General features: G+C 45.2%; 18 protein-coding genes. 6 read left to right on the top strand and 12 right to left on the bottom strand.

The features are described from left to right. Nucleotides 1–96: 96 nt before the first annotated feature. The 10 genes from BMW79_RS01940 to BMW79_RS01895 all read right to left on the bottom strand — a co-directional run bounded on the left by BMW79_RS01940 (nucleotide 97) and on the right by BMW79_RS01895 (nucleotide 7,195). On the bottom strand, nucleotides 97–705 hold the full coding sequence (locus BMW79_RS01940; RefSeq protein ID WP_089889818.1) for an outer membrane beta-barrel protein: 609 nt from the start codon (nucleotides 703–705) through the stop codon (nucleotides 97–99). A 62-nt stretch (nucleotides 706–767) separates the two neighbouring features. After that, nucleotides 768–1,403 (bottom strand): TetR/AcrR family transcriptional regulator, encoded by a 636-nt coding sequence (locus BMW79_RS01935; protein WP_089889816.1) that lies wholly within the window; start codon nucleotides 1,401–1,403, stop codon nucleotides 768–770. 247 nt (nucleotides 1,404–1,650) lie between these two features. After that, on the bottom strand, nucleotides 1,651–2,403 hold the full coding sequence (locus tag BMW79_RS01930; RefSeq protein WP_089889813.1) for a LytR/AlgR family response regulator transcription factor: 753 nt from the start codon (nucleotides 2,401–2,403) through the stop codon (nucleotides 1,651–1,653). A 27-nt stretch (nucleotides 2,404–2,430) separates the two neighbouring features. After that, nucleotides 2,431–4,515, bottom strand: coding sequence for a histidine kinase (locus BMW79_RS01925; protein ID WP_143059047.1), 2,085 nt, complete (start codon nucleotides 4,513–4,515; stop codon nucleotides 2,431–2,433). Between the two features lie 20 nt (nucleotides 4,516–4,535). Then, a complete protein-coding gene (locus BMW79_RS01920; RefSeq protein WP_089889808.1) occupies nucleotides 4,536–4,766 on the bottom strand; it encodes a 4a-hydroxytetrahydrobiopterin dehydratase in 231 nt (76 codons plus the stop codon). 88 nt (nucleotides 4,767–4,854) lie between these two features. Beyond that, nucleotides 4,855–5,298 carry an IPExxxVDY family protein gene (locus tag BMW79_RS01915; RefSeq protein ID WP_089889805.1) on the bottom strand — a complete coding sequence of 148 codons (444 nt, stop codon included), beginning with the start codon at nucleotides 5,296–5,298 and terminating at the stop codon, nucleotides 4,855–4,857. A gap of 45 nt (nucleotides 5,299–5,343) precedes the next feature. Next, a complete protein-coding gene (locus BMW79_RS01910; RefSeq protein ID WP_089889803.1) occupies nucleotides 5,344–5,766 on the bottom strand; it encodes an MGMT family protein in 423 nt (140 codons plus the stop codon). After that, nucleotides 5,696–5,896, bottom strand: a complete 201-nt coding sequence (locus BMW79_RS01905) for a DUF5522 domain-containing protein (protein WP_089889801.1) — start codon at nucleotides 5,894–5,896, stop codon at nucleotides 5,696–5,698. Before BMW79_RS01905 ends, BMW79_RS01910 begins: the two co-directional genes overlap by 71 nt. Beyond that, on the bottom strand, nucleotides 5,868–6,575 hold the full coding sequence (gene trmB / locus BMW79_RS01900; protein ID WP_089889799.1) for a tRNA (guanosine(46)-N7)-methyltransferase TrmB: 708 nt from the start codon (nucleotides 6,573–6,575) through the stop codon (nucleotides 5,868–5,870). Before trmB ends, BMW79_RS01905 begins: the two co-directional genes overlap by 29 nt. A gap of 179 nt (nucleotides 6,576–6,754) precedes the next feature. Beyond that, nucleotides 6,755–7,195: a hypothetical protein gene (locus BMW79_RS01895; RefSeq protein WP_089889796.1), complete on the bottom strand. Its 441-nt coding sequence runs from the start codon at nucleotides 7,193–7,195 to the stop codon at nucleotides 6,755–6,757. Nucleotides 7,196–7,618: 423 nt separating this feature from the next. Here BMW79_RS01895 and BMW79_RS01890 point away from each other — a divergent pair, with 423 nt between their 5' ends. Together BMW79_RS01890 and BMW79_RS01885 are read left to right on the top strand one after the other, a co-directional pair. Then, on the top strand, nucleotides 7,619–8,086 hold the full coding sequence (locus tag BMW79_RS01890; RefSeq protein WP_079471223.1) for an Lrp/AsnC ligand binding domain-containing protein: 468 nt from the start codon (nucleotides 7,619–7,621) through the stop codon (nucleotides 8,084–8,086). 64 nt (nucleotides 8,087–8,150) lie between these two features. Next, complete coding sequence (locus BMW79_RS01885) at nucleotides 8,151–9,080, top strand: tryptophan 2,3-dioxygenase family protein (RefSeq protein ID WP_089889794.1); 930 nt, start codon at nucleotides 8,151–8,153, stop codon at nucleotides 9,078–9,080. A 5-nt stretch (nucleotides 9,081–9,085) separates the two neighbouring features. Here BMW79_RS01885 and BMW79_RS01880 read toward each other — a convergent pair whose 3' ends face one another. Further along, a complete protein-coding gene (locus tag BMW79_RS01880) occupies nucleotides 9,086–9,793 on the bottom strand; it encodes an alpha/beta fold hydrolase (protein ID WP_089889793.1) in 708 nt (235 codons plus the stop codon). Nucleotides 9,794–9,901: 108 nt separating this feature from the next. Continuing rightward, nucleotides 9,902–10,654: an SDR family NAD(P)-dependent oxidoreductase gene (locus tag BMW79_RS01875; protein WP_089889790.1), complete on the bottom strand. Its 753-nt coding sequence runs from the start codon at nucleotides 10,652–10,654 to the stop codon at nucleotides 9,902–9,904. Between the two features lie 143 nt (nucleotides 10,655–10,797). On the opposite strand from BMW79_RS01875, the gene BMW79_RS01870 reads away from it, so the two are divergent. The 4 genes from BMW79_RS01870 (at nucleotide 10,798) to BMW79_RS01855 (ending at nucleotide 14,815) form a co-directional block, all read left to right on the top strand. Beyond that, nucleotides 10,798–11,523, top strand: coding sequence for a DUF4290 domain-containing protein (locus BMW79_RS01870; protein ID WP_089889788.1), 726 nt, complete (start codon nucleotides 10,798–10,800; stop codon nucleotides 11,521–11,523). Beyond that, a complete protein-coding gene (gene murA, locus BMW79_RS01865) occupies nucleotides 11,520–12,830 on the top strand; it encodes a UDP-N-acetylglucosamine 1-carboxyvinyltransferase (protein WP_089889786.1) in 1,311 nt (436 codons plus the stop codon). The genes BMW79_RS01870 and murA overlap by 4 nt, the downstream gene beginning before the upstream one ends. 101 nt (nucleotides 12,831–12,931) lie before the next feature. Beyond that, complete coding sequence (gene gmk, locus BMW79_RS01860) at nucleotides 12,932–13,501, top strand: guanylate kinase (protein WP_089889784.1); 570 nt, start codon at nucleotides 12,932–12,934, stop codon at nucleotides 13,499–13,501. Nucleotides 13,502–13,543: 42 nt separating this feature from the next. Continuing rightward, entirely contained in the window at nucleotides 13,544–14,815 is a 1,272-nt protein-coding gene (locus tag BMW79_RS01855) for a hemolysin family protein (RefSeq protein WP_089889781.1), read from the top strand. The last annotated feature ends 171 nt before the right edge of the window (nucleotides 14,816–14,986 follow it).

Below are 14,986 nucleotides of genomic sequence, written 5' to 3'. Positions count from 1 at the left end.
AGAAAAGGCTTCACATATTGTGAAGCCTTTTCTTTATAATCGGATTGTCCAATCTATTTAACCTTATAACTATCTTACATAAAACATGTCCGATGATTAGAATATCCAGTTAACACCGATTTTGAATTCTTTCGGGAAATTGAAAGCAAATGCACTGGTGTTGGTTTTGATACCAGTTGCTTCTGCCTTGTCCTGAGTATAGTTGTAACCCAGACCACCGAAAGCACCTTCCAGCATGAAATGTTTGGTTACGAAGTAAGTGATACCAGGTAATACGTTAACGGAGAAACCGTTGTAAGTATTTGTTTTGTTACCATCAAATTTTGCCTGACCAAACTGGTAGCCAGCGTTTGCTTCTGCGAAGAATGCAAATTTGCTTTCACCGATCATGTGGTAGTTACGTACAAAAATACCAGGAGTAATGAGGTAGCTGGTGCTTTTCTTATCGCTTACGTTTTTGCTATTGGTAAATGCGCTTTCTGCAAATACACCGATTACCCAGTTAGGAGTCAGTGCTACACCCACTTTAGGGCTGATACCAAAGCTTGTGCTGGTGGTTTTGCTGTTATCAACATCTTTCTGTTTCTGGCTTGCTGTGCTAACATTCAGCGTACCACCTAAAATTACATCGCCTTTCGAAAACTGAGCCTTTGCTACTTGTGTGCCGAACAGTGCTACTGCGGCCAATACAATCAACTTTTTCATCTGTCGTTAAATTTAAATATTCATTAAAACTATTCCTGTGTACTGATTCTTCTACATTAATCTTAGCAATCCTGGTTGATGTCTGGTCGATATCTTAATCCATTAAAAAAAATAGTCAATACTTGTTTCTCCCGGTCCATAAAGCATTTCAGCGCTTTCCGGTCGTGCGGATCGAAGCCTGCCGCCTGCCACTTGCACCATATTACCCATAACCCGAATAATACATTTACCAGCAGTTGCGCCGTAAGTTCCGTATCCGTATCCTTGTTCAGTTCCCCGCTGTTCACCCCTTTTGAGATGGTGGCAGAAAGAAAAGAAATTTCTACCTGCTGCAACAACTCGATCGTTTGCCGCATCAGGCTGGAAGGAACGTCTTTGATCCATTCGTTTACGCCGAAAAGAAAATGATACTCCAACAGCATCTTCTCTTTCAGCTCCAGGTAGCGGTCCATGATATCCCCGGTACACCGGGCTTCTTCCACATATGCCGACATGTCAAAAAAACAATCAGCAATCATCCGCTCCACTACCGCCACATAGATGGATTCTTTATCCGAAAAATAATAATACAAAGAGCCTTTGGAAATTTCCAGATCCCTGGCGATCTCCTCCATGGTAGTTTTTGACAAGCCAAACCGCTTGAAGCGCTTCAAAGCCGCTTCCAGAATCATAGTTCGTTTCTGGTCCTGTTCTGCCATAGTATAGTTGCTAACAAAACTGACTGTTTGACTATTTTGTTTCGCGGGTCAAATGTACAACCAAAAGTATTTCCACCAAATTTTTTTGTTAAGAAATTGTTACGTACTCTTCGCGCAACCACTTAAAAAGAAAGAAAAGGCATAGAAATAAATATCCGTTCGCAAAAACGAAGGCAGATCGTTAAACGAATCTGAAAGAAGACACCGGAAAAATTGAAATTATATAAATACCGGTAAAGACTATACGCTAATGATGTGTCATCCGCTGCAACAAGTCGCGTTGCCGTCTTTCCGTAATATCCAGTACAGAACCGCCTTTCAGCACCACTTTGCCGGCGCTGCCATCCATATGGCTGATATTGGAGATCTGTATCATCTGGTTATTATTGATCTGGTAGAATTGAAGAGAGGTAAAGAGATCCGCATAATATCGGAAAGAAGCTACCGCCGTAATATGCTTACCGGTATTCAGATGAAAGATACAGTTGTCGGCCTGTGTTTCCAGGTATTCAATGGCGGGGATATTAATAGTATATGCCTGCCCGTTAGTAGCAGGAATCAACAGCTGCCACGCTGCCGGCCTGCTGTTATTGAAATTTTCCAGCAACACCCGGTAACGGTCTTTACTGCTGCCAGTGTTGATCCGCTCTGTTACCAGCGCTACGGCCTGTAATAAACTTTCTTTATCGATCGGTTTTAATATCAGTTCTACATCGCTGAAACGGATCACATGAAGGAACTTTTTCTCAAAAGCCGTTACAAATACCGCTTCAAAAGGAATCTCCGGCAGGGTGCCGGCAAGTACATCAAATCCGGTTCCATCGGGCATTTCAAGGTCCAGGAACACCAGTTGCGGAAGATGTTGTTTTATCTTTTCGATGCCATCCGCACAATCGGTGGCCGTGTCGGCAATAGTTATTTCAGGGCAGTATTTGCCGAGCATCAACGCGATTATATCCCGGCTGTTTCTTTCATCATCTATTATAATGGCCTTTATCATAAGAGTAACATTAACGGATACACTAAATTACAACTGAGGGATCAGTATTTTTACTATCGTACCGCTATCCGATTCATCCTCAGATGACCGGTCTATAATTTCTATATGGATTTCCGTGTTATACATTTTGTTCAGTAACTCTGCGCGGTTCTGGCTTATTTCCATGCCTGACGACTGGTGATGCTTTGGCAGCATCCGTAAGGATTTTGAACGCGCAATGCCAATACCATTATCTGCAATCACACACTCCAGCATATCTGATGCTACCTGGTTAAAGTAAATAGAAAGCTTTCCTGTTGGCTGTTTGGGGTTCGTCATGCCATGCTTTACGGCATTTTCTACGTATGGCTGTAACAACATCGCCGGTATCTCCAGTTCGGCAGTAGCGATCACAGGATCTACTACTATTTCATACTCCATCCTGTTTTCAAACCGCATTTTCTCCAACCCAAGATAAGTATTCAGATAGGTAATTTCATCTGCCAGGGAAATAAAATTCCGTCGGGAGAAATCCAGCGTTTTACGGATCAGGTAGGAGAAATCCGAAAGATATTTCTGCGCATATTCGTAATCCCGTTGCATCACGAATAGCTGAATGGAATTCAGGCAGTTGAATATAAAATGTGGATTGATCTGCGCGCGGATCGCCTTTAACTCAATCTCTGTCAGTTTTTTATCGTATTCTGTTTCCAGTTGCTTTTTCCGTTGTTCTTCCAGTTCCTGCTTTTTACGCAGGATCTCGGTGGTTTGCTCTTTTACCAGTTCTTCCAGCTGCTCGTTCAGTTTCCGTTGTAGTTCCTTGTTCTTGTTCAGCTGTTTGATCAGCAACTCCTGGGTACGGGTTCTTTCCAGGTGTACCAGTTTGTTCCGGTAGCTTAAGCCTGCGAGGAAGAACATCGCCTGTAGCATCACTCCGCCAATCAGCAGGATGGTGGGTGCTGCCAGTTCTCCCAGCGCGCTGAGTAACCCCAGGGGCCGCACATGCATGAGGAAGGAACCGAAACAGGCCAGGTAAAGGCATACAGATCCATACAGGAAAAACCTCACCAGCGGATGATGCCGGGAACGCCGCGCCAGTGCTACAAATACCGCCAGCAATGGCACCAATGTTACAAAGTATACATAGCTGTAGATAATAGTGGGCATATGGTATTGCTCAATGGCAATGAGGTACATACACAGGATGATCAGTCCGCCTACCACGGCGGCTACCCAGGTAAACACCCGCTCCATAAAAGGATAACGCTCGGTCAGGTTCAGAAAAGCATTACCGAACAACAGGTACATGAGATAGAAACAAAACAGTAATCCCGGGATATCCCAGTAGTATTTCAGCATCGGCCAGCGATGGAAGAAAGACAACTGGTAGGGCTTATCTTCCAGGCGGAGGGCAAAGAAAAGGATCAGACCAAGTACATAGGCTGCAAAATAAATGTAAGACCGGTCGGGTAACTGGATATAATTGATGACGGAGATGCTGAAAAATACCAGCAGCATGCCTAACAATACCTGGATGACTACAGCTTCCTGCCGGTAGCCATTCAACTGCTGATCCCGGAAAGCGCTGTAACCCTCTGTGGAGAAGAGCGTGGGCATCAGGGCATTTTCGTTGTATGACTTATTGATAATATGGAGATAAAAGGTACGAACCTCTCCTGGCGGCACCTGTGCATGAAAAGCGTAATGGCTCCACCTTTCTTCTCCGCCATCATCCAGCATCAGGCCTGTTTGCATCAATAGCCGGGGGGCATCCTGCGGGGCCTGTACATACCAGTACATGAAATCGTGCCAGCCGGAAAACAGGTAGGCCGACAACGCCTTATTGCTTTTATTACTGATGGTAAGTCTCAGCCAGCAGTTATTAACCCGGCCGTTATTTTTTGGATTGGGGTGAAAAATGCCAGGTTGGTGAGTAAATGGCATGGCCACTATCTGGGCCAGGCTACCGTGTTGCTGATCATCTGTCAGCACCTGGATATACGGACGCAGGTCCAGCTCCGCAGAGGCGAACGAGTTATCGGTGATCAGTGTGTCTACTGGGGTACGATCAGCGGTGGCAAAGGATTCTGCAGTGTAACAGTACAACAGCAGCATTAGGAAAATGCGCTTCACAAAGTGTAATATAAGTTTGGTTATTGCAATTTGTCAATAGCTTTTGCCATTGCCTCATCCTTCGCGGTGATGGTATCACCGGCATCATGCGTACTCAGGAATATTTCCACTTTATTATAAACGTTGCTCCAGTTGGGATGGTGGTCCATTTTCTCCGCGATCAGCGCAACTTTGGTCATAAACGCAAATGCATCCCGAAAATCTTTGAATTCAAAAGCCCGGTAAAGCTGTTTATTTCTTTCTTCCCACATAGTAAATCAGGAATTTAAAAAAGTAAAACCTCGGGGTCTGTCATGGGATCTGGTCAAAATATACTGGTGCTGGTGCGTAGTGCCTGGCCTAAAATATCAGGTTCATCTTATTCTTTATATCCCTGATATCAAGTAAAGATACTAATTGTACAAGCGGAACAAGGCGTAATTCTTCTAATAATTTTTTTACGTCATTGGGTTGATAGTAATCACCCTTGATCATCCACAGAAAACTGATCTGTTTTAGCTCCGGCAGCAGGTACTCTGCCTGGCAACGGTTGTTATAAAGATAGTGTGCAACAGAATTGGTAGGTTCGTGAAATTCAAATACGGGAAAATGAAAGGACCTGTTTTTTTTGGAAAGGGTGATCTCCAGGTGATTATTGACCCGGAAATTGGTGTGCAGTTGCCGGTTGATATGCCAGCCTAATTGATAATCCCGCGCTGTGGAAGCGATGCCGATGACGTAGGTGCTTTCAAAAAAATCCTCCACCAATTGGTCATTGTCCAGTTTTAGCTTGAGTATTGTCATATAGAAAAGTAACGCTACACCCTGCCCGGATGTTGAATGAATGTTTTATCCTTTCTTTTTAACTCCCTTTTTGGAGGGCTGTCCCGGATCCCAAAATACAGCTTTAAAATTTTGTATTTTATCTTCTTTTACTTCCACCCCTTCCTGTTCCAGCAACTCCTGCATGAGGGTAGGAGTGGCAAAATGGCTTCTTCCACTCAGTTCGCCTTTGCTGTTTACCACCCGGTGCGCGGGCACTGCCGGTTTAGCACTGCCAGCTGCATTCATGGCCCAGCCCACCATGCGGCCGGTGATCTTTAACCCGGAAGCATCCGCGATGGCTCCATAGGAGGTCACCCGGCCGCGCGGTATGGTACGTGCTATTTTAAAAACGGTTTTAAAGAAAGAATCCGTTTCCTTATTCTTCTTTTCGCTGGTTCCTGCGCTCGGCGAGGAGGGCAGCTCTTTTGGGTTCGGGTACTTTTTCATAATCAAAAGGACAGTGCCTGCAGCCATTGCCACAACAGAAACCCCGGTCCAGGTGGAACTTTTCTGTAAACACCATATAGCCCTGGGCGTTATAGTAGAAATCAATCTTCTCCACCAACGGTTGCTTCATCGGAAGGCAGTTTAATGCTTTGCCAGTTCAACGGAGCAGCAGGCAATTGAAATTTAAGGTAACGGATCGTTCTGCCATCAGCCAGGTGCATCCCTTCATAGAAAGTCTGGATTTTCAGTAAAGGCGGCACTTCCGGTAATGCATATACGTCCGGAATATCTTCTATCAGCGTACATCCGGCCGCAGCAATCACTTCCTGCGTGAACGCATACAGCTGCGGGGAATCTGTTTTCAGGTTAATGGTAGCGCCCGGCGCCAGCAAAGGCTGAAACAACTGCAGGAACTTTGGATGTGTTAACCTTTTCTTTGATTTGGAATTGCGCAGGAAAGGATCCGGAAACGTAATCCAGATGTCCTTTATCTCTCCCGGTGCAAAGTAGTTGTTGAGTTTATCTATCTGTGTACGCAGAAATCCGGCATTGGGCAGCGGTTCTTCCATAGCGGTTTTAGCTCCTCTCCAGATCCGGTTACCCTTCAGATCTACACCTAAAAAGTTCTGATCGGGAAACAGCCGGGCCATGCCCAGGGTGTAATCTCCTTTGCCACACGCCAGCTCTAAAGTAACCGGGTGGCTGTTCTTGAAGAATTCGTTCCATTTTCCCTGCATACCTTCCGGGTATATCAATACATTGGGGAAGGTTTCGATTTCAGCAAATCGTTCTAATTTTTTTTGTCCCATTTGCGGCAAAAATACTGGGATTTTTTTGAATGGGGGAGGGATAATACAAAGTAAAAGACCCGGAGAGGCGGCCTGATCATCCGGTTTTTAATTCACCGGGGTATTGTTCCCTTAAATAAGAAAGGGTACCCGCTGTTTATTAAAACAGGTGTACCCGCTGCTATATAACATATTACAATCTAGTAAACGCCTTGCAGGTCGCTGAAGTGGCCGGTGGTGCTGGGTTCTATAATCCTTTTGGGAGTACGCGCAGTAGTACCGTTCAACGGTGCGGAGTAAATACCGCCATCTTTGATCACGTAAGGGGAGGTGCTTACTATTTCATTGGCACTGAATACTACTGTCTGGCCATCGGGCGACAGGGAAGCATGTCCTGCGATGACAGTGTTGGCAGGCAGGGTAATGTTCAGCTTGGTTTTGTTGGTGCCATCCAGTTTGGCGATCCAGAGCTCAGATACAACGCTTCTGTCGGCCGATTCAATGGAATTGATATACAGTACCAGGGAAGGACGGACAACCGGTGTTTCTGCCTGTGCCTCTTTCTTACAACTCATCTGGGTGATGATAACGGCTGCATTAAATGCCAGCAGTGCAATGGTTCCTAACAGTAATTTTTTCATGAGTATTTATAATATATAGGTTATTCCCAAATATAAAACATCATGATACAAAATAAAAAAAGCCCGTAAGCATGATAACTTACGAGCTCTTTAAACCAATTAAGCTGTAGGAGGAGGAGTCGAACCTCCACGGGGCAGTTAGCTGTAGCACAAGTAAGATTAGTGGTCAACCCAATTATACTACGTTTATCCTGTAATCCCCACCCTCGAGACAAGAGGGCATGTCTGCCAATTTCATCATCCCACAATGTGTTTTAACCCTTACCAGCTGTTGCTTTTCGTTAGCCGTTTTTGTAATGATTATGATGCAAATCTAAAGAGAAGGTAACTTTCTTGCAAATTTTTTAATAAGAATTTTGGAATTTTCGATATTTTTTAAATATTTGCATATAACTTTAAAACATTCAAAAACAAATTGTAAAAATGAGCCACAATTTGAATATTGACAAACTAGATTTGCAGATTATCAGCGAGATGATGTCTAATGCTGAGATCTCCTACGCCGACCTGGGGAAGAAATTATTCGTTTCCGGCGGGACTATCCACGTGAGAATGAAGAAATTACAAGAACTGGGTGTAGTTAAAGGTACTAAATTACATGTAGATTTAAAAATGATCGGCTACGATGTAATCGCTTTTATTGGGATTTATCTTGAAAAAAGCTCCATGTATGACACGGTCGCCAAAGAACTGAGAAAGATCCCCGAAATGGTCCGACTCAATTATACTACCGGCAGTTACAGCATGTTTGCGGAAATTATCTGTAAAGACATTACCCAGCTTCGCCGGATCCTGCATGATGAACTGCAGAAAATCAAAGGAATTGAGAGAACTGAAACCCTGATTTCCCTCGAAGAAAGCTTTTACAGAACCATTAACGTGGTAGAATAATTGGTTGTTAAGAATGGACGGTTGGACCCGGTTGCTATTTCATTCTTAATGAGTAATTTTCACCATGGTTACAACAGAAATTGCCGAAAAAATCCAACGGCTCGAAGAAAAGTATGCCGCCATGGGTCAGAACCTGTCGTCTTACCTGGATGGCCTTCTGTACGCGGACTACCTCACATATTGGGATTATATTCAACTGGATGTACTGCTTAACCTGCAACATCCGCGCACGCCGATTCCAGATGAAAGAATTTTCATCATTTATCACCAGATAACGGAATTGTATTTAAAATTGTCATTGCAGGCTATCGAACAAGTCAGCTTTGCACCCGTACTGTCAGCTGAGATTTTCAAAACCCAGCTTAAAAGGATCAATAATTATTTCCACAGTCTCATCAACTCATTCGAAATAATGGTAGATGGGATGGATAAGGAACAGTTCCTGCAATTCCGCATGGCACTGTTACCTGCCAGTGGCTTCCAGAGCGGACAATTCCGCATGATCGAAATCTGCTCTACCCGGCTGAACAACCTGGTGTACGAACCCCAGCGCCCGGAAGTGGAAGGCCTGCAACTGAAAGAAATACTGGAAAAAATCTATTGGAGAAGCGGCGCCACCGAATTGGCTACCGGTAAGAAAACCCTTACCCTGCGCCAGTTTGAATTAAAATATATGGATACCTTCCTGACCCTGGCCACCCAGTACCAGGATAGGAACCTCCTGAGCAGCTTTAAAAAACTGACGCCAGGCGAACAGGCGGAATTAACCCCGCTGCTAAAGGAATATGACCTTAATGTGAACGTGCGCTGGCCTTTTATGCACTATAAATCCGCTGTAAGATATCTCCACAAAAAACCGGAAGATATCGCTGCTACCGGTGGTACCAACTGGCAGCAATTCCTGCCCCCAAAGAATAAGCGGATTGTCTTTTTCCCGGAACTATGGACGGAAGAAGAACTCAACAACTGGGGCAAAATGGCCATGGGTGAGTAAAGCCATTAAATATCCTGTGTCGTAAATCTTCTTAAATAATAAGCCAGCAATGGTACATCTGCCTTTTCCAGCGGATGTGCTGTATCCGGCATCACCGTAAACTGGGCCAACGGCAGGGTTTTATATACTTCGATGGTTTCCTGGAAAGACACCATGTTGTCGCGGTCGCCCATCATCAGCATACAGGGTGTTACGATCTGCGCATAATCTGCCGGCTTCAGTAACGACTGATGCCCCAGTTCCGCTATCAGTTGTGCTGTACGGTTCACCACTGTTTTCCAGTCGCCCGCCGTATGCCGTGCTTCCAGCACACGGGCAAACGCCGGTACTTTCTCCTCTATCAGATCGGGGTTCAGTTGCCTTACCTCTTTGCCCGCAGTAGCCTCGTTCCAGTTGAATTTGGTCGCCAGCGTAATCACCCTGCCTGTTTTCTCAGGGTAGTGCCGGGCCAGGTACATAGCCACATAACCCCCCATACTATACCCGAAAATGTGTACAAAGTCAAGCTGGTGGGCTTCAAGATAGGATAACACCTCTGCCGCAAACACCTGGATACTGAAACCCTGCTCTGAAAACGGTACATCGCCATGCCCGCTGAAGTTGATCTGATGTACTTCGTAATGCTCCGACATGGCTGCCGCCAGTGGTTCAAATTGAGAAGCAGCGCCTAATGCGCCATGTAGAAAAAGTATGGGGAGTTTATTCGTTTGCATTGACTAAAACTAGCAAACATTTTGGATTTGATGATTTGATTGTTTGAATATTTTGGGGAGATGACCATTTTCATCTCCCCGAAATATCCGGAAAACAACAACACCAAATCATCTGGCCAGGTAGGCGCCATCGATAGGATAGTAGCCCCCGGTTACGAAAGAGGATTGCGGAGAACTGAGCCACAGCACCAGTTCTGCTACCTCCTCCGGCTTGCCTAACCGGCCTATAGGATGCAGGCTAACCAGTGCCTGCATCTCTTGCTGGCTCAGATGTTTGGTTAATAAGGGTGTTTCAATAAATCCCGGTCCTACAGCATTTACCCGGATACCTTTGGCAGAATACTCCACTGCCGCCGCCTGGGTAAGCCCTACCACACCGTGTTTGGCGGCTACGTAGGCGCATGAACCGGCAAAACCAACCGCGCCCAGTATCGATGCCATATTCACAATTACACCGCTGCCGGCCTTTTCCATGACGGGCAACTGGTAACGCATACCGTAAAAAACGCCGTTGAGATTGATGTTGATCACTTTCTGCCATTCTTCCAGCGGGTAAGCGCCCGTAGGAGACGCAACACCGCCTATACCGGCATTGTTGCACGCAATATCCAACTGGTTGAATGCCGCCAGCGTTTCTGCCACCAACCGCTCACAGTCGGTCGCATTGCTGGTGTCCGACTTAACAAAAACAGCCTTGCCGCCTTTGCTGTTGATGCCGTCTGCCACCGCCTTTCCGCTCTTTTCGTCAATATCGCTGATGACTACACTGGCACCGTTCCCTGCATACAATTCGGCCACACATTTGCCAATGCCGGAACCCGCGCCTGTAACTAGCGCCACCTTGTTTTTCAATAGCTCCATAACAATGATTTTTGCTCTTATAAACAATGTAGCCCAATGAAATGTTCCTCACATTTTTTTATTATGTTTGCATAGATGTTGCCGATTAATTTTCTTCACTTAAGATGTCCCATCATCAAATCATATTTTTTTAAATACTAGTAATGGAATACAATACCACGCGTAATTACCTGATAATGAAGGAGTATGGCAGGAATATCCAGAAAATGGTGGAGTACCTGGTAACCATAGAAGACGACGATGAGCGCCAGCGTAATGCTATGGCAGTGATAGAACTGATGGGTACGCTGAATCCACATTTACGTAATGTAGAAGACTTCAGGCATAAATTATGGGACCATATCTTTAATATCTCCGGCTTTACCCTGAAAGTGGAATCACCTTATCCTATCCCCACTATCGAAAAGCTGAGAGCAAAACCAGACAGACTCCCTTATCCAAAAAAATATCCCAGGAACCGCCACTTCGGCAAAAACCTGGAAATGATCATAGATAAAGCCGTTCACGAAGATAATCCGGAGAAAAAAGAAGGATTTACCCAGTGTATCGGTAACTATATGAAACTGGCCTATACCAACTGGCACAAGGAAAGTGTTCACGATGACGCCATCAAGGCAGAATTACTGGCCATTACCGATAACCAGCTGGAATACCATCCGGGTCATACCCCTCATGTGCCAAGTCCTGTAAACCCGGGCTTCAGCGGCAATGTAGCCGGTGGCGCAGATCAGTTCCGTACCAACAAACGGAAAAGCTTCCAGCAAAATAAGTTCAAAAGCAGCAACAGCAACAACAGTGGCGGCGGCAGCAAGAACAGGGATAATAACAATAAGCACAATAACAAATACAACAAAAACAGGAACAAGTGAGTAGTGCTTTTGAAGTCAGAGGCGGCAACCGCTTAAAGGGGGAAATTATACCCCAGGGTGCCAAAAACGAAGCTTTACAGATCATCAGTGCCGTGATGCTAACCCCCGAAAAGGTAACCATCACCAATATCCCGGATATAGTAGATGTAAATCTGCTGATAGAGTTGTTAGGAGATGCTGGCGTAAAATTGAACCGTATCAGCAGGGATACCTGCGAATTTCAGGCAGATGCAGTAGATCTGAAATACCTGGAAAGTCCCGAATTTAAAAAGAAATCAGGCCGTTTACGTGGTTCTGTAATGATTGCCGGTCCACTGCTTGCCAGGTTCGGACGCGCTTTCATCCCAAAACCCGGCGGTGATAAAATAGGTCGTCGCAGACTGGATACCCATATTATCGGTTTTGAAAAGCTGGGAGCCAGATTTGTATACGATGCGGATGATAACTACTTCCGTCTCGAAACCACCGGAGGCCTCAAAGGCACTTACATGCTGCTGGATGAGCCCAGTGTTACCGGTACCGCCAACATTGTGATGGCAGCGGTAATGGCCGAAGGAACCACCACTATCTACAATGCCGCCTGCGAACCTTACCTGCAGCAGCTTTGTAAAATGCTCAACCGCATGGGCGCCCGTATCAGCGGAGTAGGTTCCAACCTCCTCACTATCGAAGGCGTAAAATACCTGGGAGGCTGCGAACACAGCATGCTCCCGGATATGATCGAAATCGGCTCCTTCATCGGACTGGCCGCCATGACGCAAAGCGAAATCACCATCAAGAATGCCGGGGTCGACAACCTGGGCATTATTCCCGAAAAATTCCGGCAGTTAGGTATTCAGCTGGAAATCAGGGGCAACGATATTTACATTCCTTCACAGGATTCCTACGAAATACAGACGTTCCTGGATGGTTCCATCCTGACCATTTCAGATCATCCATGGCCCGGATTCACACCGGACCTGCTGAGCATTGTGCTGGTAGTAGCCACACAGGCAAAAGGCAGTGTGATGATCCACCAGAAAATGTTTGAAAGCCGCCTGTTTTTCGTAGACAAACTGATTGATATGGGCGCACAGATCGTATTGTGCGATCCGCACCGTGCCGTTGTTATCGGTTTGGGCCGCCAGCACCCGCTGCGCGGTATCACCATGTCGTCGCCCGATATCCGCGCCGGCGTATCCCTGCTGATCGCCGCCCTCAGCGCAGAAGGCAAGAGCACCATTCAGAATATAGACCAGATAGACCGTGGCTACCAGTACATCGACGAAAGGTTGAGAAAACTGGGCGCAGACATAAAGAGAGTATAAACAGTTGTTCATACTTCATCAAAACCCAAATTCCAGCAAAACATTTTACTGGTTTTTGGGTTTTGCATTTGAAGTAACCGCTACCTTGATTGTAATTAATAATGGAAAAAAAGATCATCATCGTTACCGCACCTTCCGGCGCCGGTAAAACCACCATCGTAAAAAAATTACTGGCCAATATGCCGGTACTGTCTTTTTCCATCTCCGCCAGCACCCGCACACCGAGAGCCAGCGAAGTACACGGAAAAGATTATTACTTCCTGTCTGCCGATGAATTCCATCAGCAGATTGAGGAAAATGCGTTCGCAGAATACGAAATGGTATACGCAGGCAAATATTACGGTACCCTGAAAAGTGAGCTGGAGCGTATCTGGAACAACGAACAGATCCCGATGGTAGATATTGACGTCAAAGGGGCTTTATCCATTAAAGAAAAGTACCACCAGCACGCACTGACTATTTTCATACAGCCTCCGTCGTTAGATGCCCTGCGCGTAAGACTCAGCGAAAGGGGCACCGAAACACAGGCCTCCCTCGACGAACGCCTGGCAAAAGCCCGCTATGAACTGTCGTTTGCCCATGAATTTGATCAGATTGTGGTAAATGATGAACTGGAAAAAGCCTATGAAGAAGTAAAAAAGCTGGTAACAGATTTTTTAAATATAAAGTAGCGGCGTGATTGTTGGTTTTCCTAATTCGTTATTTTTGTTAGGATGGACGGATACACAATAATTATTTTGGTTTTCCTGGTATTGCTGGCAGGCTTCTTTTCTGGTATCGAAGCTGCCTTTGCCAATGTTAATAAACTTAGCATTGAACTCAAAAAGAAGCAAGGCCGGGCCACTGGCAAAATATTGGCCAGTCTGAATGAAAATCCCAGTCGCTTCCTGGCTACCAGCCTGGTAGGATTCACGATTACCATAGTGATCTATGGCATCCTCGTGGCGGGCGTATTTCAGCCTGCGCTGGATACCATTATGCGGAAGCCGGAATCAGCCGGTATTCAGCCTTTTATTATTTTTATTGAAATAATACTGGCCACCCTGTTCGTATTGTTCCTGGGCTTTTTTATCCCCAGAGCCATCTTCAGATCCAGACCGGAAGCCTTGCTCAGCTTTTTTGCATTGCCCGTTTCTATAGTGGCCAAACCACTCTATGTGATCGGTAATGTGCTGGCCTCCATTTCTGAATGGATGCTGAAATACCTGTTCAATGTACGACTTGTGGAAAGCGGAGAATCATTTACCCGCGTAGATGTGGAACACTTTATCCGTCAGTCGCAGCAACACTTTGGCGAGAACAACCAGGACCTGAATACAGAGCTGTTTGAAAACGCACTGTCGCTGGCTCATGTAAAAATCCGTGGCTGTCTTATTCCCCGCAAGGAAATAGAAGCACTGGAAATGCAAAGGCCTATCAGTGATGCCCGGAAGAAATTTATGGATACCAAACTATCTAAGATTATTATTTACGAAGGTACCATCGATAATATCCTGGGATATATCCATCAGTTGGATATGTTCAAGAATCCGTCGGAGATCAAAAGCATCATACATCCTATACTGGCCGTGCCTGAAACTATGAGTGCCATAGATCTGCTCAGCAAGTTCAATAAAGAACGCAAGAGCATCGCATGGGTAGTAGACGAATTCGGAGGAACAGCAGGAATCGTGACGATCGAAGATGTACTGGAGGAAATTTTCGGAGAAATTAAAGATGAACACGACGAAGAAGAGTTTGTAGAAAAGCAGATTGCCGAAAAAGAATATATTTTTTCAGGAAGATTAGAGCTCGATTACTTGAATGAAAGATATGGTCTGGATTTTCCGGAAGATGAAAGTGAAACATTATCAGGATACATAATCAACCATCACGAAACGATTCCAAAGATCAAGGAACGCATTATAATCGATGATTATGAGTTTGATATTCTGAATGTTACGGATACCCGCATCGAAATGGTGAAGATGAAGATGCTGATATAGACATCACCGTTAATTTCGTTGACTTATCGGATAATAATATGATATAATTATTTTCATAATGTAACGGTTAACGAGACAATAACAATTTTGCTAAAACGTTTTTAAAAAAAGTAGTAGGAATTTAACACGGATTGTATACATTTGCTTCAGATGATGTAACACAATGATTTG

Source organism: Chitinophaga arvensicola (genome assembly GCF_900110835.1).
Lineage (GTDB): Bacteria > Bacteroidota > Bacteroidia > Chitinophagales > Chitinophagaceae > Chitinophaga > Chitinophaga arvensicola.
Note: the sequence above shows the minus strand (reverse complement) of the source record. Positions and strands in the feature narration are given on the sequence as shown.